The sequence below is a fragment of the Agrobacterium sp. LAD9 genome (assembly GCF_003031125.1).
Lineage (GTDB): Bacteria > Pseudomonadota > Alphaproteobacteria > Rhizobiales > Rhizobiaceae > Agrobacterium > Agrobacterium radiobacter.
This window is the reverse complement of the sequence record NZ_PHGS01000025.1, coordinates 503,363-526,489: the sequence shown is the minus strand read 5'-3', so window position 1 is coordinate 526,489 and position 23,127 is coordinate 503,363. Positions and strand designations below refer to the sequence as shown.

At 58.0% G+C, this 23,127-nt stretch carries 21 protein-coding genes and 1 pseudogene; 10 read left to right on the top strand and 12 right to left on the bottom strand.

What is annotated here, in order from left to right:
* Positions 1-11 precede the first annotated feature (11 nt).
* Genes DA915_RS23880 through DA915_RS23855 form a run of 6 tightly spaced genes read left to right on the top strand, consistent with a single transcriptional unit; the run spans position 12 to position 6,181 of the window.
* The gene (locus DA915_RS23880; protein ID WP_162724199.1) at positions 12-815 is read left to right on the top strand and encodes an SDR family NAD(P)-dependent oxidoreductase; all 804 of its coding nucleotides are present in this window, start codon (positions 12-14) and stop codon (positions 813-815) included.
* Between the two features lies 1 nt (position 816).
* Positions 817-1,677 (top strand): IclR family transcriptional regulator, encoded by an 861-nt coding sequence (locus DA915_RS23875; protein ID WP_107677502.1) that lies wholly within the window; start codon positions 817-819, stop codon positions 1,675-1,677.
* On the top strand, positions 1,674-2,843 hold the full coding sequence (locus DA915_RS23870; protein ID WP_107677501.1) for an acetyl-CoA acetyltransferase: 1,170 nt from the start codon (positions 1,674-1,676) through the stop codon (positions 2,841-2,843). The genes DA915_RS23875 and DA915_RS23870 overlap by 4 nt, the downstream gene beginning before the upstream one ends.
* Complete coding sequence (locus tag DA915_RS23865) at positions 2,840-4,480, top strand: acyl-CoA synthetase (protein ID WP_107677500.1); 1,641 nt, start codon at positions 2,840-2,842, stop codon at positions 4,478-4,480. The genes DA915_RS23870 and DA915_RS23865 overlap by 4 nt, the downstream gene beginning before the upstream one ends.
* Positions 4,481-4,511: 31 nt before the next feature.
* Positions 4,512-5,291 carry an SDR family NAD(P)-dependent oxidoreductase gene (locus DA915_RS23860; RefSeq protein WP_107677499.1) on the top strand — a complete coding sequence of 260 codons (780 nt, stop codon included), beginning with the start codon at positions 4,512-4,514 and terminating at the stop codon, positions 5,289-5,291.
* Positions 5,288-6,181, top strand: a complete 894-nt coding sequence (locus DA915_RS23855) for a DUF296 domain-containing protein (protein WP_107677498.1) — start codon at positions 5,288-5,290, stop codon at positions 6,179-6,181. The genes DA915_RS23860 and DA915_RS23855 overlap by 4 nt, the downstream gene beginning before the upstream one ends.
* 38 nt (positions 6,182-6,219) lie before the next feature.
* Here the strand turns inward: DA915_RS23855 and DA915_RS23850 are convergent, their stop codons facing one another.
* Positions 6,220-6,627: a PPC domain-containing DNA-binding protein gene (locus DA915_RS23850; protein WP_162687306.1), complete on the bottom strand. Its 408-nt coding sequence runs from the start codon at positions 6,625-6,627 to the stop codon at positions 6,220-6,222.
* Complete coding sequence (locus DA915_RS23845) at positions 6,614-7,180, bottom strand: DUF296 domain-containing protein (protein ID WP_192886644.1); 567 nt, start codon at positions 7,178-7,180, stop codon at positions 6,614-6,616. Before DA915_RS23845 ends, DA915_RS23850 begins: the two co-directional genes overlap by 14 nt.
* Before the next feature lie 161 nt (positions 7,181-7,341).
* Here DA915_RS23845 and DA915_RS23840 point away from each other — a divergent pair, with 161 nt between their 5' ends.
* A complete protein-coding gene (locus DA915_RS23840; protein WP_035213215.1) occupies positions 7,342-7,860 on the top strand; it encodes an Lrp/AsnC family transcriptional regulator in 519 nt (172 codons plus the stop codon).
* Positions 7,861-7,908: 48 nt separating this feature from the next.
* Here DA915_RS23840 and DA915_RS23835 read toward each other — a convergent pair.
* Positions 7,909-8,001: pseudogene (locus tag DA915_RS23835) on the bottom strand (L,D-transpeptidase); the annotation flags it as partial.
* A 305-nt stretch (positions 8,002-8,306) separates the two neighbouring features.
* On the opposite strand from DA915_RS23835, the gene DA915_RS23830 reads away from it, so the two are divergent.
* Complete coding sequence (locus DA915_RS23830) at positions 8,307-9,347, top strand: alpha/beta hydrolase (protein ID WP_162722620.1); 1,041 nt, start codon at positions 8,307-8,309, stop codon at positions 9,345-9,347.
* A 20-nt stretch (positions 9,348-9,367) separates the two neighbouring features.
* Complete coding sequence (locus DA915_RS29490) at positions 9,368-9,616, top strand: YXWGXW repeat-containing protein (protein WP_080570356.1); 249 nt, start codon at positions 9,368-9,370, stop codon at positions 9,614-9,616.
* A gap of 101 nt (positions 9,617-9,717) precedes the next feature.
* Here DA915_RS29490 and DA915_RS23820 read toward each other — a convergent pair whose 3' ends face one another.
* The 9 genes from DA915_RS23820 to DA915_RS23780 form a co-directional block, all read right to left on the bottom strand.
* On the bottom strand, positions 9,718-9,963 hold the full coding sequence (locus tag DA915_RS23820; RefSeq protein ID WP_060723529.1) for a DUF378 domain-containing protein: 246 nt from the start codon (positions 9,961-9,963) through the stop codon (positions 9,718-9,720).
* Positions 9,964-9,973: 10 nt separating this feature from the next.
* On the bottom strand, positions 9,974-11,011 hold the full coding sequence (locus DA915_RS23815) for an AI-2E family transporter (RefSeq protein ID WP_107677496.1): 1,038 nt from the start codon (positions 11,009-11,011) through the stop codon (positions 9,974-9,976).
* Positions 11,012-11,116: 105 nt separating this feature from the next.
* The gene (locus DA915_RS23810) at positions 11,117-12,553 is read right to left on the bottom strand and encodes an amidohydrolase family protein (protein ID WP_107677495.1); all 1,437 of its coding nucleotides are present in this window, start codon (positions 12,551-12,553) and stop codon (positions 11,117-11,119) included.
* A 107-nt stretch (positions 12,554-12,660) separates the two neighbouring features.
* Complete coding sequence (gene arcA / locus DA915_RS23805) at positions 12,661-13,905, bottom strand: arginine deiminase (protein ID WP_003508257.1); 1,245 nt, start codon at positions 13,903-13,905, stop codon at positions 12,661-12,663.
* A gap of 17 nt (positions 13,906-13,922) precedes the next feature.
* Positions 13,923-15,353 carry a basic amino acid/polyamine antiporter gene (locus DA915_RS23800; RefSeq protein ID WP_099086982.1) on the bottom strand — a complete coding sequence of 477 codons (1,431 nt, stop codon included), beginning with the start codon at positions 15,351-15,353 and terminating at the stop codon, positions 13,923-13,925.
* Positions 15,354-15,434: 81 nt separating this feature from the next.
* On the bottom strand, positions 15,435-16,865 hold the full coding sequence (locus tag DA915_RS23795) for a basic amino acid/polyamine antiporter (RefSeq protein ID WP_107677494.1): 1,431 nt from the start codon (positions 16,863-16,865) through the stop codon (positions 15,435-15,437).
* A 3-nt stretch (positions 16,866-16,868) separates the two neighbouring features.
* Positions 16,869-20,021, bottom strand: coding sequence for an efflux RND transporter permease subunit (locus tag DA915_RS23790; RefSeq protein ID WP_107677493.1), 3,153 nt, complete (start codon positions 20,019-20,021; stop codon positions 16,869-16,871).
* Complete coding sequence (locus DA915_RS23785) at positions 20,018-21,160, bottom strand: efflux RND transporter periplasmic adaptor subunit (protein WP_107677492.1); 1,143 nt, start codon at positions 21,158-21,160, stop codon at positions 20,018-20,020. The genes DA915_RS23790 and DA915_RS23785 overlap by 4 nt, the downstream gene beginning before the upstream one ends.
* Before the next feature lie 197 nt (positions 21,161-21,357).
* Positions 21,358-21,879 (bottom strand): YqhA family protein, encoded by a 522-nt coding sequence (locus DA915_RS23780; protein ID WP_003508248.1) that lies wholly within the window; start codon positions 21,877-21,879, stop codon positions 21,358-21,360.
* Between the two features lie 224 nt (positions 21,880-22,103).
* On the opposite strand from DA915_RS23780, the gene DA915_RS23775 reads away from it, so the two are divergent.
* Positions 22,104-22,805, top strand: a complete 702-nt coding sequence (locus DA915_RS23775) for an MgtC/SapB family protein (RefSeq protein WP_244600781.1) — start codon at positions 22,104-22,106, stop codon at positions 22,803-22,805.
* Positions 22,806-23,127 lie beyond the last annotated feature (322 nt).

The following is a 23,127-nucleotide window of genomic DNA, read 5'->3' as shown; positions in this document are numbered from 1 at the left end:
TGGAGACTGCTTTGACAGGTCGCCTGACGGGAAAACGCGCGCTTGTGTTTGGCGCAGGATCATCGGGTCCGGGTTTTGGCAATGGCAAGGCTGCGGCCGTGCAATTTGCCCGCGAAGGCGCGCGCGTAGCCTGTGTTGATCTCTCCGCTGACGCGGCTGAAGAAACGGCTGAGATCATTCGCGGCGAAGGTTTGGAGGCGATTGCGGTTGCTGCCGATGTCACTGATCTACAGTCCGTATCGGTCACCGTTGACCGCGCCTGCGAGGCCTTTGGTGGCATCGATATTCTGCACAATAATGTCGGCGTGACCCATATGGGCGGGCCGGTCGAGTTGGATGAGGAACGTTTCCGCGCCTCGGTCGATCTCAATATCGGCTCCGTTTATCGCACCGCCAAGGCCGTGTTGCCGGTAATGCTGGCGCAGGGCGGCGGAGCCATCGTCAACATCTCGTCGCTCGCCTCCATTCGCTGGACCGGCTATCCCTATTTTGCCTATTACGCCATGAAGGCGGCCGTAAACCAGGCGACCGTGGCGCTGGCCATGCAATATGCCCGGGAGGGCATTCGCGCCAATTGCATTCTGCCGGGCATGATCGACACGCCGCTGATCTACAAGCAGATCAGCAGTCAGTATGCCTCTGTCGAGGACATGGTGGCGGCGCGCAATGCCGCCGTCCCGGTGGGCCGCATGGGCGATGCCTTCGATATTGCCCGCGCCGCCGTTTTTCTCGCATCTGATGAGGCCAAGTTCATCACCGGCGTCTGTTTGCCGGTCGATGGTGGGCAAAGCTGTGCGGTGGGGGCGTTTTCCTGATATGGCCACGACAACGATCCCGGTAGAAAACGATCTGACAGGCGCGCGCGCGGTGGACCGGGCTCTGGCGCTACTCTCCATGGTCGGGAGGCACGCGGAACGCGGCGTGGCGCTTTCGGTCATCGTGACCGAAAGTGGATTGAACAAGCCGACGGCCCGCCGCCTGCTGCTGGCCCTGATCCGCGCCGGCCTTGTCGAGCAGGATGAGGAAACGCGGCGCTATTATCTGGGCGAAGAGGCCTATGTGCTGGGCAGCCTGTCATCGCGCCGGTTCGGCCTTCTGCAGATGGCGCAGGACGGGCTGACGCGCATTTCCCGCCGCACGGAGGATTCGAGCTTCCTTTCAGTGCGCCGTGATACATTTGCGCTCTGCCTTTATCGCGAAGAAGGCACGTGGCCGGTGCGCACCCATGCGCTTCAGGCCGGTTTTGAACACCCCTTGGGCATTGGCGCCGGTTCGCTCGCCATGCTGGCGGCGCTGCCCGATGCCGAGGTGGAAAATGTCATTGCCGCCAATAGCGGGCTGATTGCCGCCAATTATCCCGGCATCACGCTGGAGGGGCTGCGTCGTGATGTCGAGTTGACGAGAACCAATGGCTATTCGCTGAACCCCGGCCTGATCCTTTCGAATTCCTGGGGTATCGGCGTCGCCATCCGTACGCCTGATGGCGCGGTGGCGGGCGCGTTGAGCATTGCCGCTGTGGATAGCCGCATGCGGCCGGAGCGCCAGCCGGAACTGGCGGCGCTGCTGCGCGAGGAAGTAACCCGCATCGAGACACGCATCGGAGAAATGATGGCCAGCCGCGCCCGCACGCGCGGCGAAGGCGACACGAAACGGCAAACAAGGAGAACGAGCAAATGAGCAAAGCGCAGATCGTCGGCTGGGCGCATTCGCCTTTCGGCAAGTCGGCCCTTGAAAATACCGAGCAACTGATGGCTTCGGTCGTGGCGCCGGCCATAGACCATGCGGGCGTCGATGTCGGCGATATCGACGGCATTTTCGTTGGCGTAATGAACAATGGCTTCTCGAAACAGGATTTCCAGGGCGCCCTGGTGGCGATGGGCGATGAGCGCCTCGCTTATACGCCGGCGGTGCGTTTCGAAAATGCCTGCTCAACGGGATCGGCCGCCCTCTACAGCGCCATGGATTTCATCGAGGCCGGGCGCGGCCGCATCGCGCTCGTTGTCGGCGCCGAAAAAATGACGGCGCTGCCGACCGCAGAGGTGGGCGAAATCCTCCTCTCCGCCTGCTACCGCGCGGAGGAAGCCGATATCAGCGGCGGTTTTGCCGGCCAGTTCGGTCGCATCGCACAGGCCTATTTCCAGCGCTATGGCGACCGCTCCGAGGAACTGGCGATGATTGCCGCCAAGAACCACGCCAATGGTGCGCTCAATCCCTATGCCCATATGCGCAAGGATTTCGGCTTCGACTTCTGCAATACGGTGTCCGATAAGAACCCCTATGTCGCAGGCCCGCTGCGCCGCACCGACTGCTCGCTGATTTCCGACGGCGCTGCCGCGATCATTTTGGCCGACGAGGAAACGGCAGCCACACTCAACCGCGCCATCGGTTTCCGGGGCCGCAAGCATGTCAACGACATTCTGGCGCTCAGCCGCCGCGATCCGCTGGCGTTTGAAGGCGCGCGCCGCGCCTGGGCCGGCTCGCTGGAACTTGCCGGCGCAACGCTCGATGACCTCTCTTTCGTTGAAACGCACGACTGCTTCACCATTGCCGAACTTATCGAATATGAGGCCATGGGGCTGGCGAAGCCCGGTGAAGGACACCGCATTGTCCAGGAAGGAACGGCGCTGAAGTCCGGACGCCTGCCCATCAACCCATCGGGAGGCCTGAAATCGAAAGGTCACCCCGTCGGAGCGACCGGCGTTTCCATGCATGTCATGGCGGCGATGCAATTGATGGGCGAGGCAGGCGACATGCAGATACCCAATGCCTCGCTGGCCGGCGTGTTCAACATGGGGGGCACTGCGGTTGCCAATTACGTCTCGATCATGGAGCGCGTGAAATGACGATGCAAAGTGCCGTGCAGCATCCCGCGGGCGGGGTCGCCCCCTCCACCACGCGGGTGATGAACCTCTCACATTTCCTGACCCAGGCGGCACGCCGCAATCCTGACCATATCGGCTTCGTCTGGGGTGAAAAGACATGGACCTGGGCTCAGATGGATGCCCGCGTCGACGCCATGGCCCATGCGCTGAAGAATGAATTCGGCGTCAGAAAGGGGGACCGCATTCTGGTGCAGTCCTCCAACAACAACCAGATGTTCGAATCCATGTTCGCATGCTTCCGCGTGGGTGCGGTGTGGGTACCGACCAATTACCGTCAATCGCCCGATGAAGTTGCGTATCTGGCCAAGGCAAGCGGTGCACGCGGCATGATCTGCGCCAGTGCTTTTCCCGATCACGCAAAAGCCAGCCAGGAAGCGACCGCGATCGATTTCACCATTGCCATCGGCACGGCTGAGTTCGGTGAGGATTACGATGTCATCGTGGCCCGTCATCTGGGCCAGAAAGTCAAAAGCCAGGCGGTGGACCGGGATGATCCGTGCTGGTTCTTCTTCACCTCAGGCACCACCGGCCGCCCCAAGGCTGCAGTGCTCACCCATGGCCAGATGGCTTTCGTCATCACCAACCATCTCTGCGATCTGATGCCCGGCACCGGACCGGGCGACGCCTCCATCGTCGTTGCCCCGCTCTCGCATGGCGCGGGTATTCACCAGCTGGTGCAGGTGGCGCATGGGGCAAAAACGGTGCTTCCGGCGGCGGAAAAACTCGATGTGCCCGCCGTCTGGGCGCTGATCGAAAAATGGCGTATCACCAATGCCTTCACCGTGCCGACCATCCTGAAAATGCTCGTCGAAGACCCCTCCGTGGATCGTTTCGATCATTCCTCGCTGCGATACGTCATTTATGCCGGCGCGCCGATGTATCGCGCCGACCAGAAACGGGCGCTTACAAAGCTCGGCCCGGTGCTGGTGCAATATTTCGGCCTGGGTGAAGTCACCGGGAACATCACCGTGCTGCCGCCTTCTTTTCATAGCGCAGAAGACGGTCCGGATACGCGGCTCGGCACCTGCGGTTTCGATCGCACCGGCATGGAAGTACAGATTCAGAACGATGCGGGCGAAGAGGTAGACGCCGGTGAAACCGGCGAAATCTGCGTGATCGGCCCCGCCGTTTTCGCCGGCTATTACGATAATCCCGAGGCCAACGCCAAAGCCTTCCGCAATGGCTGGTTCCGCACCGGCGACCTTGGTCACCGCGATGAGAACGGCTTCGTCTACATTACCGGACGCGCCTCCGACATGTATATTTCCGGCGGCTCGAACATCTATCCGCGCGAAATCGAGGAAAAAATCCTCATGCACCCTGACATCAGCGAGACTGCGGTTCTGGGTGTGCCTGACGCGGTGTGGGGAGAGGTCGGCGTGGCCGTGTGCGTGGCGCGCGAGGGCGCGGATATCGCCGCCATCGACCTCAAGGCCTATCTGGAAGGCAAGATGGCTCGCTACAAGCTGCCGAAAACCGTGGTGTTCTGGGATGCCATGCCGAAATCCGCCTATGGCAAGATCACCAAGAAAATGATCCGCGAGGAACTGGAAAGGCGCGGTCAGATGCCGGTTTTCGAAGAAAAGCGGACAGGCTGACGGGCGCAACATTCAACCGGGAGGATACGGTATGACACAAGCGACGACAGAGACAAAAGGGGCTGTCGCGATCACCGGCGGTGCATCCGGCATCGGTTTTTCCACCGCGCAGCTCCTGATGGCGCGCGGCTGGCAGCCATGGTTGCTGGATCTCAAGCGCGAGGCGCTGGATATAGCCTGCGAAAAACTCGGTATCGATCTCTCGCGCGGCATCGTCTGTAATGTTGCGGACGAGGTGTCGATAGAGAAGGCTTTCGCCGCCTTGACGGCAGGCGGTGCCGATCATGCAGTTGATCTGGTGGCCGTCGTCAACAGCGCCGGCATCGGTATCGACAAACTGTCCATCGACACCAGCGTTGAAGAATTTCGCCGTATCGTTGACGTCAATCTCGTCGGCAGCTTCGCAGTAGCGCGCACTGCCGCACGTTACTGGCTGGACCGCGATATTGCCGGCTCGATCGTCAATATCAGCTCTGTTTCCGGCATGTGCGGAAATCGTGGCCGCAGCGCCTATGGCGCTTCGAAAGGCGGCGTCAATCTTCTGACGATGGTGATGGCAAACGAACTGGGGCAATCGGGCATTCGCGTCAATGCGATTGCTCCCGGTCCGGTCGATACCCCGCTGACCCAGGCGGTTCATACGGAAAATGTCCGCAACCAATGGCATAGCCGCGTTCCCATGCATCGCTATGGCAGGACGGACGAGATCGCCTCTGCCGTGGCGTTCCTCGTGTCAGATGACGCAAGCTACATCAACGGACAGGTTCTTGCCGTGGATGGCGGCTTCATTACCGCCGGGCTCGCGGTATGACGGAAACAGGCACGCAAGAGCTTCCCCGTCACATCGTCCATCCCGGACCGATAACACCCGAACGCTTCCACGCCGTCGGCTGCCATGCCCATCCTGTCACGCTGACGGCGCGGCCCGGCGTGAGCGTCAACGAAGCGATTGCCAGTGCCTTTGCGGAGCGGGGTTTCGAGGGTGGTTACGTCAAACTGAAAAACGTACCGATGAAACGGCTGCATTATGTCATGCCCGCAGCCGCGCCCGATGGCGCCCACGCCGCGTGGTATAGCGAAACCTTTTCCATGCCTGATGGTACGATCATCGACGCCGGCCTTCATATGGGCCGGCGGGATGGGGAGCCGTTTCTGCATTGCCACGGTTCGTGGAAGAGTACCGACGGCGTTGTCTCCATGGGGCATCTGTTGCCTTTCGAAGCCGAATTTGCCGCGACAACACCGCTGGAGGCGCTGGCGCTGGATGGCGCAATCCTCGATGTGCAAAGGGATGAGGAAACCAATTTCCCGCTTTTCACGCCCATCGCACAACCGCGTAGCCGAACAGGTTCAGGCCTGCGGGCGTTGTTATGCACGGTGCGGCCAAATACCGATATCTGCACGGCCCTTGAAGCGGCCTCTACCCAGTTCGGCCTTCGGGAGGCCGAGGTCAACGGCATCGGCAGCCTGATCGGTGCGGACTACGAAGACGGAACAAGTCTCACCGCCTATGCCAGCGAAATCCTCATCCGCAATGGCCGCATCGGCCCTTCCGCCGCGGGCGGCGAACAGGCGATGTTGGATATTGCGATGGTCGATCTCACCAAGCATATCAGCGGCGGGCGGCTGGTGCGCGGCAAAAACCCGGTCTGCGTCACTTTCGAGCTACTTCTGACCGAAAGACAGGCGCGCGCCGCATGAGTTGCGCTGCGCAATTCAACGGCCCGCCTCACCGCAACTCACGCCGCCTGCGGCTTTTCCGCAGGCAACCATTCTTCCAGCGTCACTTCAAACGTCATGCAAACCGGGTTGGCGCCGGCGATGAAGGGTCCGCCATAAACCGAACCTTCGGTATCGGCCACGACACCGGTCAACGCGGCACGCAGCGAGCCATCGGGCTGGGCGCGCACTTCACCGGCGATGGAGACGATTTCAACGGCGGGACCGCGTATCTGCAGGAATGCGCCGCTGCGCGTGCCAAGGCACGCATCGACCAGACTACCCAGCGCACCGCGTACGAAGGCATTTCGAAAACCTTCGGCCAGACACAGTTTCTCGACACCGAGAACGAGGTCTTCATTGGGTGCGATGCGGGCATAGGCCACACGCCCCATGGAGCCGGTTTCGACAGTGTTATGCGTGTTCATCGGCGCGCTCCGTACGGTTCCTTGGTTGAAGAAGGGGAATATTGGTTTCAGGGTCGAAGGACTGTTGCAGCACGAAACTGTCGAGTGAGGTCACCAAGGCGGAAACACCGCCTTCGCCGACAATACAGGATTCAGTCAGCAAATGGCCGCCTTTGACCACACCCGCTGCGGTGCGCATGGCGGCATGGCAATGGACGATCGGCTCTCCCTTCATGCTGCGCCCCAGCGTGGCATTGCCGAAGACAAGCCAGGCAGCACCGGCGTCGATGGGCTTCGTATAGGCAATGACCGCCCTGCCGGAAGGGTCGGGCGGGGCCACGCAATAGGACAATATGTCAAAATAACCGCCGAGAATGGTGAGCGAGGCATTCTCAATGCCGTTTTCGAAAAGCGGCCGCACGATGCCATCGTAAAGGCTACGCCCCGGCGCGATGAACAGCCGCACATGGCGCGCAGATGGCGAGCGAAGGCTGTTGATGCGCACCGGCGCGGAAATGCCGGGATGGATGAGCGTTCTCGACCTTGGAAAATGCTGCTGTTCTATCGGTGCCATGCCTGCTCCTCCCTGCTGCCTGTACCTTGCAGTACGGTACTCAAAGATCAGCCGAAGGTGCTTTCGAATGACACCACCAAACGGTGCGTCGGAAAACACTTCTTTCGCAGGCTGCCGCAGCGACGGCAGATTTTTTTGCAACGTATTTTGGGGAGGCCGGCATGACGAAGCCGCTAGACAGAATTGACCGCAAAATATTGCGCACCCTCCTGGAGAACGGCAGGTTGAGCAATTCGGAGCTTTCGGAAAAGGTGGGGCTCTCGCCCAGCCCCTGCTGGCAGCGCGTCAAGCGGCTGGAAGACGAAGGGGTCATTCGCGGCTACACCGCCATTCTCGATCAAGCCAAGCTCGGACTGACCGAAACCGTTATCATCGAGGTGATGCTGGAGCGCCACGACGACGAGGTTCTGGAGCGTTTCGGGGAAGCGATGGCCGCTCTTCCGGAGGTGTTGGAAGCCTATCTGACAACGGGTGAATATGATTATCTCATCAAGGTGGCGGTGGCGGGAACCGCAGGCTACGAGCAGTTTTTGCGGCGGAAACTCTATAAGATAGAGGGTGTGCGCCACTCCCGATCCTGTTTCGCGCTCAAATGTCTCAAACACACATTATCAGTCGTGCCCGATCCCGAACCTCCAATAACCGAAGCGGCAGGCATTGCCCGCGTGCCGGCAAGATAGCGGAATGCATTCCCATTCTTTTGCATGGTCTGTCCCTTGAGTTCGCAAAGGCTTCCATCTCGGCCATGGCTGACGCCAATGGATGTTACCCCGCCCCTGCCACGCAAATCCATCCCGGCCAATGCCGACGCCATAGCGCATGCAGGCGCATCGGGCTCGACAGTTTATCCACCTCCTGGCATCCGGCCTGCGGCTCTGACGATCGTTGTGGTGCTTAGCGTCTCCCTCGGCAAGCGCTGCAAGAACTCGTCCGATGATCATCACCTGGCAGCATGATATTATCCCTATTTACCAATATCCTCGGGGTATGTTTTAATCTCGCCATGTTGGAGAAACCAAGGTGTTTCGGGGTATCCACCCTTAAGGCGTTATGCCTTTTGCTGAGTGTTTCTGTATGTCTTTTCCTGGCCTCGTGTGCGCGGCCAGGCCAGGCGAGTTTGCAGGTCGTGCAGCCGGCAAGGGGCGCGACACAGCAGACAATTCTGGTCGTGACAACGCGCGAACCGGATAAATTGGGCAATAACGGCTTCTCCAGCGAAAGAGCCCAATATCCGACCTATCTCCGCATGGTCGTTTCGGTTCCACCGGGACACAGACCGGGGACGATCGAATGGCCACGCGGAACACCAAATGCCGCGTCTTCCTTTGCGGTCATCGAAAGCAAAGTTATCTCTCACGAGAAATTCATCGATATGGCTGCAGCCGGGCGCTCGGCTTTGGTCTTCGTGCACGGTTACAACAACAATTTTCAGGAAAGCCTGTTCCGGCTCGTCCAGATATCGGCCGATGCTGACGCCAGGAGCACACCGATATTGTTTGCGTGGCCGTCTCGGGGAAATTTCTCGAGCTATCTCGCCGACAGGGATTCCAGCAATTTCTCCCGTGACGAACTCGTGCAAACCCTTGATGATCTCGGCACCAGAAAAGTCGAGACGAAAATTCTGGCACATAGCATGGGCAGTTGGCTGACCGTCGAGACATTGCGGCAATTGCGCCTTCAGTCGAAAAGTCTTTCCCTTGGCCAGATCGACCAGGTGATACTTGCCGCGCCTGATATCGACATCGATATCTTCCGGAAGCAACTGAAAGTCGTCGGCAACCTGAAAAAACCGATCATCGTACTGTCCACAAAGGACGATCTCGCTCTCGCGACATCACGATGGCTGTCAGGCGCATCAGCCAAAGCCGGGGCGCTCGATATCGACGATCCCCGCACCATCGCATTGGCCGAAGAACGCAATCTCCAGATCATCGATATTAGCGATGTGAGAGCGCCGACGAGGATCAGACACGACAGATTCGTCACGCTGGCGACCATGCTGCCCCGGATTCCCTTGAGGGCCCTGACGGCGGGAACGGTGGGAACGGGCACGCTTTCCGTCTCGCCGGCCAACTCCGAGGATGAACGTATTCTCAGGGAGGCCGCCGAACTGCTGGACGAAGACAACCATCCGGCATTGCCACGTCGATCCGCCGGTTCAATGTAATAACGCGAGAGGTGAGTGAAATGGAAAGACATCGCAGATTGTTTCTTCAGCTCATTGGAGCCTTGATACTGGTACCAGGGGCAGCATCCTCGGAAACGGTGGGGCCTCGCGCTCCCGTGGGCAGACGCCCGCCGCCGCCGCCGAAACGGAAAGAACACACTCCTCCTCCACGAAAGGGCTATCGATGGATTGAGGGACGATGGGTATGGAATATCCGGCGAAGCCGATATGTCTGGGTGGCCGGGCGGTTTCAACGCCATCGGTCATAGGACGAGATCAGGCTATAGCCGCGAAGGATCAGGTCGTCCTGCGCTTTCACAACGACATTCTGCTCCGCCAAAAATGGTGCCCCCGGAGCAGATTGCATCATCTATGGCCGATGGACATTGCTACGCTTTATCTTGGCTTCAGCGTCGCGACGAGCCACCGCACCGAAGAGGGGAAGGAGTTGCCAGAGAGCGGAAACCCCGATCAACGTATAGATGATACGCGCAAGGATGGCGCCCGGGCCTCCCAACAAAAGCCCTATGGGATCGAACTGGAACAGGCCGATGAGAAGCCAGTCAAGCCCGCCGATGACGATAAGAAGCAATGTAATCGTGTTGAGTATACGCATCTCGCCGCTCCTACCCATCTGAATTTGCAGTTTCGCTGTCTGAAAGGACGGTGGCGAGCCACGTCGTGGAGGCGACCATCGAACAGAAGACGATGAATGTGATCAATATCGGAACCCCTATGAAGGCTCCGGCCAACCCCCACATGAAACTCCAGAAGAACACCGAAAAGATGACCGCAAAAGGCGATATGGCCAGTGATGCACCCGCCAGCCTCGGTTCGAGGTAACTGCCGATAACGAACTGTATGAGGTTGAGGCTCACAAAGATAAGCAGTGCTGGCTGCCAGGTATCGAACTGGGCAATGGCGAAGAGGGTCGGCAGGGTCGTCGCCACCAATGGCCCCAGAAACGGAATGTAGTTGAAGGCAAATGCGATGACGCCCCAGGCCGCGGCCAGTTCCAATCCCGCACCGATGGACAGGAGCCATACGAGCAATCCCGTGAGAATGCTGGCGAAGGTACGCACAAGCATGAAACGGCGAAATTTCATTGCGATGATGCGGCTCGCCGCAAGGATGATCTGGCCGTGAGGCTGCGCAGCCGGCAGCCCCAAGCGAACGGCGAAATCCTCGACCTCCAGAAGCCCCAGCATGACGAAGATCAGCACCAGCAGCGTAAACCCGCCGAAGCTGTTCAGGCGCCCCGCCGTGTTCTGCAGAACCGACAGCAGTCTGGTGACATCGAACCAGTCCCCGATCGGCCCGGCTATCGCTATGCCATGCTGTTCCAGCCAATCCACGACAGCCGAATAAGTGGCTTGCAGGCGGTCGGCATTCATGAACAGCCACTGGCCCAGCCTGCCCAATCCCCAGGCGAGCGAGGAACCGATCGCGACGATGAAGCCGATCGTGATGATCAACGTGATCAGCAGCGCCAGAAGACGCGGAAGCCTCGTCTGCAAGGCAAGCTGGCAAGGCCACACGATGGCGATGATGAAGAGAGCGAAAAATAAGGGCGCAAAAACCGCTTGCGCTGTGAACAGGAGAGCCAAAACGAGAATGCCGGAAACGAGCATGCCTGTCATCGGTCTGCGAGGTGCTTCCGGCATTTTCCGCTCCTGACAGCTGCCAAATCGGGCGTGCTCGCTTGTCTCGTGGCCTAAAGCGCTAAAGCTGGCCTTCGGCGGCCGCCGTAGAGCCCGGATGGATTGATTTCAAAGAATGTTTTTATGGATGCGGCCATCCTTCATGATGACGGAAAGGTATTTCTGAGGATTTTCCATGAGGCTGATGTCATCGAGCGGATTCCCGTCAACGACGATAAGATCTGCCAGTGCATCGGCTTCGATCACACCGAGCTTGCCGGGATAGGGATTGCGGAAACTGGAAAGTGCCAGCAATTCCGCATTGCCGGACGTCGCCATCTGCAGGATTTCTGCACTTGTGTACCAGTGACGCAGATGCGTGAGCATGAAATTCTGACGCGGACCGAGTTGCGGCGAAAACAGAACATCCGACCCCCAGGCCGTCTTGATCCCGTATTTCCGGGCAAACTCATAGATTCTGGGCGTGCCGGCGAATAGTTGCTGGATACGCTCCAGACCCGGTCCGATCTGCGATGCCGCGTCCTCCATCGTCAGGAAGGGCTGCATGCTGAGCCATGCTCCCTTGTCGGCGATCATTCTCGCCGTTTCCTCATCGATCAGATGGGCGTGCTCGATACAGGCGACACCCGCTGCCAGCGCCCGTTGCACCGCGCGAGGCGTATAGGCGTGGGTCGTAACATAGGTGTTCCAGTCCCGCGCCACCTCGACGGCTGCCCGCAGCTCTTCCTCGCTGAATGTCGTCATGTCGAGCGGACTTCGCGGAGACGACACACCCCCGCTTCCGACGATCTTGATCTGCGATGCTCCCTGGAGCAATTGCTCCCGAACACGCAATCTCATCTCGCCTATGTCGTCGACAATTGCCGATGCCCCCATCAGCTCGCTTGAGCTTAGCCGCCCTCCATCCCTTGGGATTTCCGTCGGCAAACGTAAATCGCCGTGACCACCTGACGTCGTTATCATCGCCCCGCACGGGAATATGCGTGGCCCGGGTATCATCCCTGCGTCCACGGCCTGCTTGAATGAAAATACAGGTCCTCCAAGATCGCGCACCGTTGTGAAGCCGCGCATGAGCGTCCGCTCGGCTTCGGCAGTCGAGGCCGCAAAAATGATACCGGGGTCTCCCGCCAAGAGGATATTAAGGGGAACCGCCGCAAAAATCGTATGCCAGTGAGCATCGATCAAACCCGGCAGCAGAACACCATTGCGGCAGTTTATGACGGTCGCGTCTGCGGGTACCGGATTGTTGGCCGGGTCAACAGCGGCGATTTTCCCGTTTTCTACAAGGACCTGCACCCCCGTTTGCACCGTGCCTGATTTACCGTCGAAAAGACGCACCTCGCGGAATACGGTTTTCGACTGGGCTTCCTGGGCAGCGGAGGACTTCGGCATTCCGGTCGAAAGCGCGGCAGCTGCGAGACCCGCCAGGAATCCCCGTCTCGACAGGGATTCCAGCCGACGCGAGACGGTCTGCAGCGAAGGATTGAAGCAGCCGCAGCCAGCACTGTGGACCAGATGGCTATATTTCCGTCCGAAACTTTGCATGAGGCGTCGTCTCCTCAACAGGGGCTGCCTGGATGACGGCATCCCATTACGGCAAGACAGGAAGCGCGCGTGTCAGGTGCGCGCTCCCAGCGGTTTCGTGAAATGCTTCAATAGTCAACGGCATCGCGGACAATCGGGCACGTCATGCAATGGCCGCCGCCGCGACCGCGCCCAAGCTCGGCGCCGGTGATCGTAATGACCTCGATACCCTCCTTGCGAAGCAGGGTATTGGTGTAGGTGTTTCGGTCATAGGCATAGACGACGCCAGGTGAAGCACATACGAGGTTCGCGCCGCTGTCCCATTGGGTTCGCTCGCGCATATAGTCGTTGCCGCCGGTCTCCACGACGCGCATCTTTTTCAGGCCGAGGGAATCCCTGACAGTCTCAACAAAGCTGCCCTTGTCCTTGTGCAGTTCGACCCCTCCATTGCCGTCCGGGCGGAAAGAAAAGGCCTCGATACCGTTGACGATATCCGGATAGAGCAGGACGCAGTCGCGGTCGGCGAAGGTGAAGACCGTATCGAGATGCATGGCTGCGCGCAGCTTGGGCATGGCGGCGACAATCACACGTTCCGCCGCTCCCTTTTCGAACAAGGCGGCCGCGACCTGGCTGATGGCCTGACGGGACGTACGTTCGCTCATGCCGATCAGGACATTGCCTTTGCCGATCGGCATCACGTCACCGCCTTCCAGCGTGGCAAGGCCCCAGTCCTTGGTCGGATCGCCCCACCAGACATTGACCTTGCCCGCAAAGTCCGGATGAAACTTGTAGATAGCCGTGGTGAGGATCGTCTCCTCATGACGCGCCGGCCAATAAAGCGAGTTGAGGGTAACGCCGCCATAGATCCAGCATGTCGTGTCCCGTGTGTAGAGGGTATTCGGCAGAGGTGGCAGGAGATATTCGTTGACCCCCGCAGCATCGCGTATCAGAGCGAGCTGCTCTCCCCCGACACTGTCCGGAAACTCAAAGGTCGACAATCCGCCGATCAGCGTTTCGGCGAGTTCCCGATCTCCCAGTCCTTCGAGATAGGACCTGACCTCATTGAGAAGACCCAGCCCGATCTGGTTGGGCACGACCTGTTGATCGAGAATCCAGGTTCTGGCTTCCGGTATGGCCACGGTTTGCGCCAGGAGATTGTGCATCTCCAAGACCTCGATTCCGCGATCCCGCATTTTCGTCATGAAGTCGAAATGATCGCGCTTGGCGTTTTCCACCCACAGGACATCGTCAAAGAGAAGCGCGTCACAATTGCTTGGTGTCAGTCGCTGGTGCGCTCGCCCGGGGGCGCAGACCATGACCTTGCGCAGTTGCCCAACTTCGGAATGAACGCCAAAAGGTGTCGTTTGTGTCATGACCTTCGCCTCTCAGTTTAGGGTGTGATGATACCTGTAAGCAATCCGTAGGCCCCAACCAGGCCTCCGATAATCGTCACTGCGAACACGATGAGTTCGGCCGGTGTGAACAATGTGAGTTTCTGTTCGCGCCGTGCCCAGAAGTAGAGAATGGTGCCCGGCACGAACAGCACTGCGACAAGCAGGACATATTTCAAACCGGCGGCGGCAAACATAAAGAGCGTGTAGACCACCGCAACCCAGGCGAAGAATTGATCGCGCCCCCGTTGTTCCGGCGTGGTCTCGTAACCCTCACCCCGACGAGCCACCAGCACGCCGTAGCCAGCAACGAGAAGATAGGGCAAGAGCGCCGTCACGCTTGTCATGTCCAGCATGAAGTTGAATGCATCTCGCGACCAGTAGGTCGAAATGACGAAAAGCGAGACAACGATATTGGTCAGCCAAAGCGCATTTGCGGGCACCCTGTTGCCATTCTGCTCTGCAAACATTTTCGGCATGTCCTGCGACTTGGCTGCGGCAAAAAGCACTTCCGCGCAAATGAGAGACCACGCCAGATATGCGCCGAGAACGGAAATCAGGACGCCGATGGATATGAACACAGCACCCCAATGCCCAACGACCGCTTCGAGAACGCTGGCTATGGATGGCTGTTGAACCGCTGCAATGGCCGATTGGGGCAAGACCGCATAGGGCAGCAACGTTACGGCGACCATGAGGCCCGTAACGCCAACGAAGCCGAGGATCGTGGCAGAGCCGACGTCAGATCGTTTCTGGGCGAAGCGGGAGTAAACGCTTGCCCCTTCGATGCCGAGGAACACGAAAACGGTAATAAGCATCGTATCCCGCACTTGTGAGACAAGCGACTTCACGGGCATGTCGGCGCCACCGAAAAAGTTCTCGGAAAACTGTGTGTAGTTGAAGAATATGATCAACGCCACAATGAAGACCAGGATCGGAACGATCTTGGCAATGGTAACGATCGTATTGACAAAAGCCGCCTGCTCCACGCCGCGCAAAATCATGAAATGAAACGCCCATATGCCGACAAGCGATACGATGATTGCCGTCGCGCTGCTTCCATCTCCGAAGATTGACGGAAAAAAGCGACCGAGAGTCGAGCCGATCAAAACCCAGTAAAAAACGTTGCCAAGGCAACTGCCGAGCCAATAACCGAAGGCGGAAAGGAAACCCATGTAGTTTCCAAAACCTTCCTTGGCGTAGGCGAAAACACCTGAATCTATATCCGGCTTCTTCTCCGCGAGCGCCTGAAAGACGCGCGCGAGCATATACATGCCCGTCCCCGCGATAACCCAGGCGATGATCGCGCCAAAGGGTCCCGTGGCAGATCCGAAGCGGCCCGGAAGGTTGAAAATACCCGCCCCCACCATGGAGCCGACAACCATTGCCGTCAGTGAGAATAACGTGAGTTTCTGTTGCGACGTTGCCATAAACATACCTCTCCCATTAAAGTATAAATTCAGCACCAAGCTCGCAAAAGCGAGCAAACACCTCTTCGCCAATCGCAAAAACTAAATAACCAGATAACCGTTCATAATACTGAAAATGACCATACAAAATCCGGCACCCAGAATTGTAAAGATAATCCACTCCAGACGGTTAAATAGATTCATACTTTGCTCAGTCCTTGCCATGAAGAAAAGCAAAGTACCTGGAGCATAGATCAAGGTCGTCAGAAGGAGATACTTCACTCCGGCCGCATAGATAAGTCCGGCGGTGTAGATCAGTGCGATAAGTGACTGTATCGTTTCAGTCCGATTGAGCTTGCCTTTGATCAGTGCGCCATTGCGCTGCAAGTTCGTTTTCACGCCGAATGCCGCAACAAGCAGGTACGGCACAAGGATCATGGAGCTCGTCATTGCGACAGCGAGCATGAACGCATAGTTCGAAAACATCGATACGATCAGAAACAGCTGGACAATGATGTTCGTCAGCCAGAGCGCGTTGGCCGGAACGCCAGACCTGTTTTCCCTGGCGAGAAACTTTGGCATGGTCTTGTTAGTCGCCGCGGAATAGAGGATTTCCGCCGCCAGAAGCACCCAGGCGATATAAGCGCCGGCGACAGATATGACCAGGCCGATACTGACGAAGACCGCTCCCCACGGTCCCGTGGCCGCTGCCAGCACCCCTGCCATTGACGGGTTGCGCAACTGTGCAAGCTCTTCCTTGGGCATGATCCCATATGAGAGCAGCGTGACGGCCAGCATCAGAGCAAGAACGAACAGAAAGCCGGTGACCGTGGCGGTTCCAACATCGGCGCGCTTTCGCGCGTATCTCGAATAAACGCTCGCGCCCTCTATCCCGACAAATACGAAAACGGTGACCAGCATCGTATTTCTGACCTGGCTGGCAAGCGGCCCTAATCCGGCTTCGCTGGCGCCCCAGAAATTTTCACGAAAAGTCTCCCAATCGAAGGCCATCAGGACCAGCAGGAGAAACGCGAAGATCGGCAGGATCTTGGCTATTGTCACCACGGTATTGAGCGCCGCCGCCTGCCGGATACCTCTCAGGATCAGACTGTGAAACACCCACAGCAATACGGACGATGTCGCAACCGCAATCAACGTGTTGCCATCACCAAAAGCTGGAAAAAACAGACCGAGCGTCGATTTCACCAGAATGAAATAGGTCACGTTTCCGAGAAGAGCCGCTGCCCAGTAACCAAGCGCCGAGAGAAAGCCGAGATAGTCTCCAAAGCCTTCCTTCGCATACATGAAGATGCCGGCATCCAGGTCCGGACGCCGCTGCGCCAGGGCTTGGAAAACGAACGCCACCATGAGCATGCCAATTCCGGCGATGGTCCAGGCGATAATCGCGCCAAACGGTCCGGTCGCCTTTCCGAATGCCTGCGGCAGCGAAAATATCCCGGCGCCGACCATGGAGCCGACGACCATGCCCGTCAACGTTACCAGCGACAGCTTTGCGTCATCTTTTCCGGACATGGTTCATTCCCCCTCGCCTGCCATCGGTTGCCGGGGTTGCGCGTGCCTGCCAAACCAGGACGACTTGATCCTTTCCCGCGTGGTCTGAACAAGGACGTATAGAAGTGGAATGATCAGAATGCCGACCAAAGTGCCGACCAGCAGGCCGCCGAAGATCGAGACGCCGATCGCCTGTCGGCTTGCCGCTCCGGCCCCCGTCGCAAAAACCAGTGGTAGCACGCCGAGAACGGACGCCATCGCCGTCATGAAGACGGGCCGGAAACGCTGGAATGTGGCCAACCGTGCAGCCTCGGTAATCTCGAGGCCCGCCTCCCGCCGGTCCTTGGCAAATTCGACAATCAGAATTGCATTCTTGGCCGCAAGCCCTATCAGGAGAACCAGTCCGATCTGTGCGTAGACATTCAGATCCAGACCCGCAATCAGGAGGCTGCACAGCGCGCCGGCCGCAGCAGCAACTACGGAAAATATGACGGCTAACGGCACCGACCAGCTCTCATACTGGGCGACGAGGAACAGGTAGGTGAAGACAACGCCCATGATGAGCAGCACGGCGGTTTGCGCGCCAGCCTGCCGTTCCTGCAACGCCAGCCCGGTCCATTCGAAACCAAATCCCGCAGGAAGCGCCTCAGCGGCGACATTCTCCATCGCGACAAGCGCTTCTCCCGTGCTCACGCCCGGACTCGGCTGGCCGTTGATCGCGGCAGCGGGAAAAAGATTGTACCGGTTGATGGAGCTTGGGCCGTATATCGTGGAAACAGACGCCACGGCCTGTATTGGCACGAGCGCACCGTTTGAAGACCGCACTCTGAGACGCTGGATGTCCTCGACACGAGAGCGGAATTGACCGTCGTTTTGCAACCGCACCTGAAAGACGCGGGAGGAAAGATTGAAATCATCGATATAGGCAGAACCAAGCTGCGCCTGCGCGGCGCTGAAAATGGCCGCAGGCGATACGCCATATAGTTCCGCCCGGTTTCGGTCGATATCCATGAATAATTGCGGCGAATCGGCCGAGAATGTGCTGAACACCCCAGCAAGATCGGGGCTCTGATTTGCCTTGCCTATGAGGCCGCGCATGACCTGACCAAGCTCGTCCGGCTGCTGCCCATCGCGCGCCTGCAGCCGGAAATCGAAACCGCCCGTGGTGCCCAGTCCAGGTATCGCGGGTGGATTGAAAGCAACGACGGAGGCGTTGGAAAATACGGTAAAATCGCCTCTGAGTTTCCGCAGGATAGCATCGGCGCTTTCGTCCGGGCCACGCTCGCTCCACGGCTTCAAGGCAGCAATCACCATGCCGGCGTTCGACCCGCCTCCTCCAATGAGGCTCATGCCTGAAATGCCGATGACGTTTTCAACGCCGGGCGTGTTGCGCAGAATTGTCTGGACCTGCGCCACGGCCTGTTCCGTCCGCCCGATCGCTGCGGCATTCGGGAGCTGGACATTTGTGAAAAGATAGCCCTGATCCTCCGAAGGGATGAAACCAGTCGGCAGCACGCGCACCAGTGCATAGGTCCCGGCGAAAATCCCAAGGATGACCAGGATCGACACGGCAAAACGCGTCGACAGCGCAAGGAGCATCCGGATGTAGAAATCCCTGATCCAGCCCAATGAAGAATTGAACCTTTCAAAGACCTTCGCCCGTTTCGCCGGCGGCGGCTTCAGCAGCATGGCACATAGCGCCGGGCTGAGAGTGAGGGCATTGATCGTCGAAAAGCTGATCGTCACCAATATCGTGACTGCAAACTGCCGATAGAGCTGTCCGGTTATTCCCGGCAGAAAGGATACGGGAACAAACAATGCCGCAAGCACAAGCGTCGTTGCGATGATCGGGCCCGTAACCTGTTCCATTGTCCTGAGCGTCGCGTCGGTAATCGACAGCCCTTCTTCCTGCATGACACGCTGCGCATTTTCCGCCACGATGATCGCGTCATCCACGACAAGGCTGATCGCCAGAACCATTGCGAACAATGTGATCGTGTTTGCAGAGTAGCCAATGAAATAGAGAACGGTAAAAGCGCCGATCAACGAAACCGGAATCGTGAGTGTCGGGAGGATTGTGGCCCGCCAATCCTGCAGGAAGACATAGACAACCGCGACCACCAGAACGAATGTTATGGCAAGGGTTATGATGATTTCCTGGATCGTCGCGTTGAGAAAGCTCGTTGTGTCGAAGACTAAGGTATAAGCGATGTCTTCAGGGAACTGCTGCTGCAAACGCTCCAGTTCGGCTCTCGCGGCCTGAGATACCGACAAGGCATTTGCATCGGCCGATTGATAAAGAACAATCGTCGCGCTCGGCCTTCCGTTGAAGGTCGACACGGTGTCATAGGACTGAGCCCCAAGCTCGACCCTCGCCACATCACGCAATCTCACGATCGCCCCGTCGCTGTTGGTGCGGACAACGATGTTGCCGAATTCCGAGGGATCGCTCAGCCTGCCCTTTGCAAGTATGGTGAGCTGCAATTGTTGTCCGTCCGAGATCGGCGGCGAGCCAATCTGGCCTGCGGACGCCTGGGCGTTCTGGGCTTGGATTGCGGCGCCAAGATCAGCCGCGGTAACACCCAGCGCCTCCATGCGATCGGGGTTCATCCAGATGCGCATGCTGTAGGCGGGGCCAAAGACGCCGGCGTCTCCAACACCCGAAATGCGGGCCAACGCATCTCTGATGTTGATAGAGGCATAATTGCTGACAAAGAGCGCATCCTTGGTGCCCTTCGGCGAATAGATCGCGACCCCCATCAACATGCTTGACGATCGGCTTCTGACCGTGACGCCGGTTTGCGAAACCACCGCCGGCAAACGCGGCGTCGCCGTCGCCACCCTGTTTTGCACGTTGATCTGCGCAATTTCGGGATCCGTCCCGACGGCAAATGTAACGGTGAGCGAATAGGTGCCGTTGTTGGTGCTGGATGAAGACATGTAGAGCATGCCTTCAACACCATTCACCTGCTCCTCGATCAGAGCCCCCACGCTTTCCGCCATGACATTGGCGTTGGCGCCGGGATAACTCGCAGAAACCTGTATTTCGGGAGGTGTGATCGGTGGAAATTGCGTGACCGGGATCTGCGTCATCGCAAGGGCGCCGGCAATCACCATGACGATCGCGATAACCATCGCAAAGCGGGGAAGCCGGATGAAGCTTCCGGGGCCTATCATGGTTTCGTTCCCGCGCCGCCGGTATCCCCGGGCATCACTTTGAGCGGCATACCCTCGGCAACACTCTGGAGGTTTCCCGTAATAAGCCGCTCGCCACCGGCGAGACCTTCCTCCACGATCCAGTTGCCGGATATTTCGTTATCAGCCTTGATGCGGCGCAATTCTGCACGATCGCCGGCACCGGCGACGAGCACATATTTCCCCTCTTGATCCTGCAGTACGACCTCCTGCGGAACCACCGGTTTCATCACGGGCGCTCCCTCAGTCACGACAACAGTCACGAACTGGTTGGGCACGAGCAAAGCATCCGGGTTGGCAAACAACGCCCGTACGGCCAGCGTCCCGGTCTGCATATCAACCTGATTGTCGAGGAACTCGATCTCGCCCGTCTGAATGTAAATCTGGCCATTGGACAAACGCAGGCTGGTCTTGAAGTGCCTCGCAAGCTCTTCCTTGGAAACCCCGCCGGCGGCGGCGCGCAGGTCGAGGATAGAGCGATCACTTATCGAAAAAACCACCCGAATTGGATCCATCTGGACCACGCGAGCAAGCACGGTCGTGGCGTTGGCCACAAAGCCGCCAACGGAAACGTGCGAGACACCTATCCTCCCCTGGATCGGCGAGGAAATTTTTGTGTAACTGAGGTTCAGCCTGGCTTGGCTGACCTTCACATCGGCAGAACGAAGACTGGCGGCTGCGGAATCGCGTGCGGCCTGACTTTGCTCGAGAACCGCCTGGGAAACGCTGCCTCTGGCGAGTGAAAGGTTCCGGCTGAGGCTTTGTTCGGCGTTCACGAGGCTGGATTGCGCGGCGTCCCGCGTAGCCTGCGCATCGTCCAGCGCCAGTTGATAGCCGTCCTGCTCGATCACATACAAGGGCTGGCCAATAGTGACCATCTGCCCTTCCTGAAACGTTCGTTGCTGGATAAATCCCGGTACCCTTGCGAGGATGTCCACCGAATTTGCCGCCTCTACCCGGCCAACGAATTCGTATTTCGGAGAGACATTCATCAATAGTACGGGAACAACTTCTACGCTCTGAAGTGGCTGCGCGTTGAGATCGAAAGAAATCGCCGAGAATAACAGGGCTGCACACAGCCATCTCAATCTTGGGATAGTGATGAAGTTACATTGGCGCATTCAACTCACACTCCATCTTTAGCTGACAGGCAACTGCCGACTATCGATCTTGGCTACAGAGTTATTGCGGTAAGCCGCAGATGCACGTTTAAAACTAAAGAATGCAGGTACTTAGAACTGCATCCACTCACAATTTCATCTACCGGATACTAGCTGTAACGCAAAAAAAATATGACACAACTACAAGAAGTAGTGAGTTAGTCGTCTCCCGCAGAAGAACGGTTGACGTCACTGGTCTCCGCAACATGGCGCGACGAACCGTGTGTCGTCGCGATGATCTTCATGGCAGCCGCGAGGAGAAGGATGGAAACCGGTAACACCAATGCATTCCAATCGGGCATCTCCTCCAATTCCGCGACCAGCGTCACGAAATGCACGACGAGATAGAGAATGATCATCTGAAAGAAGAGATTCTTGAGTTCGGCGACGCCTTCTATCAGCATCCAGGGAGGGAGTTGCGCTCTCCAGTTTGCGGTTGAACTGACAACGAAACCGACCGTAATTGCACAGCCGAAAATCACGAGAACAACAGCGAAGAGCAATTTGTCGACGCCCTGCAACACCGCTGCGACAATTACCTGATCGGGGTTCGTCCGAACCTGGACGAAGGCTTTGCCGATGGCCGACAAACCTTCCCAGAACATAAGCGACGAGGCTGCAATCACGCCGACAGACGCAAGGGCCATGACGTATCGAAGGCTTAGCAGAAGTGTCAACATGCCCCATCTCCCCGCAAGTGCGCCGGACTTCCAACTTCCTGCATGCTTTTGCAGACACTGTGCCTCAACTATGATCGGCACTGCAAGAATGCTGCAGCACCCAATATAATTCATGAAATCTTGGGGTCGACTTCATCAGTTTCATAAGTGTTTCTATGCTGGACGCATTCGGAAAATCTGGAGTTTAGACTTGTAACGCGTGTAAAAATCGGCGGGTGGCGCACTTGATCAATGACCTCATCCCTTGGCTCCATGACACGTTGTCCATCTCGGTTCGCTTGATTGCGGCCGTTGTATTCGGAACGATAATCGGCCTCGAGCGACAATGGCGACAAGGCATGACCGGGCTGACAACGCATGCGCTTGTCGCCTTTGGCGCCGCAGCCTATTGCGCGCTGCCTGCAATACTCAACGTCAACGAAGACATCAGAATGGGTGGCCAGGTCGTCACGGGAATAGGTTTTCTTGGCGCCGGCTTGATCATGCGCGACGGCCATAACATCCGTGGGCTCAGCACGTCAGCAACTGTCTGGGCGACCGGAGCGATCGGCGTTTTGGCCGGCTACGGAGAACTGTTCGAAGCGGCCGAAGCCACGCTCCTGATCTTGCTGATCAACATAACGTCTCCTAAATTGGTCCGGCTGGTTGCAAGGGTCGTTCCGCATGGTCCAATCACCGCACAACAACATACGATCGAGGTTCGCACGGCCGCCGAAAACGAAGCCGAGGTCCTGGCGCGCCTGATGGCACAGATCGGAGATCACCAGCTATCGGTCAAATCGCTTGCACGGCGCAGTAACTCGCTTGATCAGACGATTACCATCGAGATCGTTATTTCAGGCGAAGTGATCGATACCGAAGTCGTCAGCGCGCTCGTTCAATCACTCAGTCTTTCCCCAACAGTCCTCTATTGCGCTTACAGATAACGCATTCAATCCGCATGTGGAGAGAACCTACCGCAGCTGCGGCGTTGGGTGGATACCTTCAAACCGTTGGCATGGCCCTCACTGGCCTCGAAAACGGCATCCGTTGCATACCGCCAGTCATTGCGCTATTTTGGCCCCGTCGGAAAAGGCAGACTTGGTTTGGTAAGCCCAAGTCCTTCTGGTAACGGAAGCTCTGGTCTTTGGCCTCTGGTCGGAGATCCCCGCGACGAACGAAGGATGCATTGTGCATCCATCTGTTCGTCCGTGTGGGTCTCAGGTTGGAGAAACGCTCCGGTCGAATATCGACTTTAAGGAGCCCGAC

Coding starts and splice junctions, on each gene's coding strand:
- DA915_RS23845 (WP_192886644.1), bottom strand. CDS start 7,180: ATGGCACCGATAGAACAGCAGCATTTTCCAAGGTCGAGAACGCTCATC.
- DA915_RS29490 (WP_080570356.1), top strand. CDS start 9,368: ATGGAAAGACATCGCAGATTGTTTCTTCAGCTCATTGGAGCCTTGATA.
- DA915_RS23810 (WP_107677495.1), bottom strand. CDS start 12,553: ATGCAAAGTTTCGGACGGAAATATAGCCATCTGGTCCACAGTGCTGGC.
- DA915_RS23795 (WP_107677494.1), bottom strand. CDS start 16,865: ATGTCCGGAAAAGATGACGCAAAGCTGTCGCTGGTAACGTTGACGGGC.
- DA915_RS23790 (WP_107677493.1), bottom strand. CDS start 20,021: ATGATAGGCCCCGGAAGCTTCATCCGGCTTCCCCGCTTTGCGATGGTT.
- DA915_RS23860 (WP_107677499.1), top strand. CDS start 4,512: ATGACACAAGCGACGACAGAGACAAAAGGGGCTGTCGCGATCACCGGC.
- DA915_RS23855 (WP_107677498.1), top strand. CDS start 5,288: ATGACGGAAACAGGCACGCAAGAGCTTCCCCGTCACATCGTCCATCCC.
- DA915_RS23840 (WP_035213215.1), top strand. CDS start 7,342: ATGACGAAGCCGCTAGACAGAATTGACCGCAAAATATTGCGCACCCTC.
- DA915_RS23870 (WP_107677501.1), top strand. CDS start 1,674: ATGAGCAAAGCGCAGATCGTCGGCTGGGCGCATTCGCCTTTCGGCAAG.
- DA915_RS23865 (WP_107677500.1), top strand. CDS start 2,840: ATGACGATGCAAAGTGCCGTGCAGCATCCCGCGGGCGGGGTCGCCCCC.
- DA915_RS23780 (WP_003508248.1), bottom strand. CDS start 21,879: ATGTTGACACTTCTGCTAAGCCTTCGATACGTCATGGCCCTTGCGTCT.
- DA915_RS23875 (WP_107677502.1), top strand. CDS start 817: ATGGCCACGACAACGATCCCGGTAGAAAACGATCTGACAGGCGCGCGC.
- DA915_RS23815 (WP_107677496.1), bottom strand. CDS start 11,011: ATGCCGGAAGCACCTCGCAGACCGATGACAGGCATGCTCGTTTCCGGC.
- arcA (WP_003508257.1), bottom strand. CDS start 13,905: ATGACACAAACGACACCTTTTGGCGTTCATTCCGAAGTTGGGCAACTG.
- DA915_RS23820 (WP_060723529.1), bottom strand. CDS start 9,963: ATGCGTATACTCAACACGATTACATTGCTTCTTATCGTCATCGGCGGG.
- DA915_RS23850 (WP_162687306.1), bottom strand. CDS start 6,627: ATGAACACGCATAACACTGTCGAAACCGGCTCCATGGGGCGTGTGGCC.
- DA915_RS23800 (WP_099086982.1), bottom strand. CDS start 15,353: ATGGCAACGTCGCAACAGAAACTCACGTTATTCTCACTGACGGCAATG.
- DA915_RS23785 (WP_107677492.1), bottom strand. CDS start 21,160: ATGCGCCAATGTAACTTCATCACTATCCCAAGATTGAGATGGCTGTGT.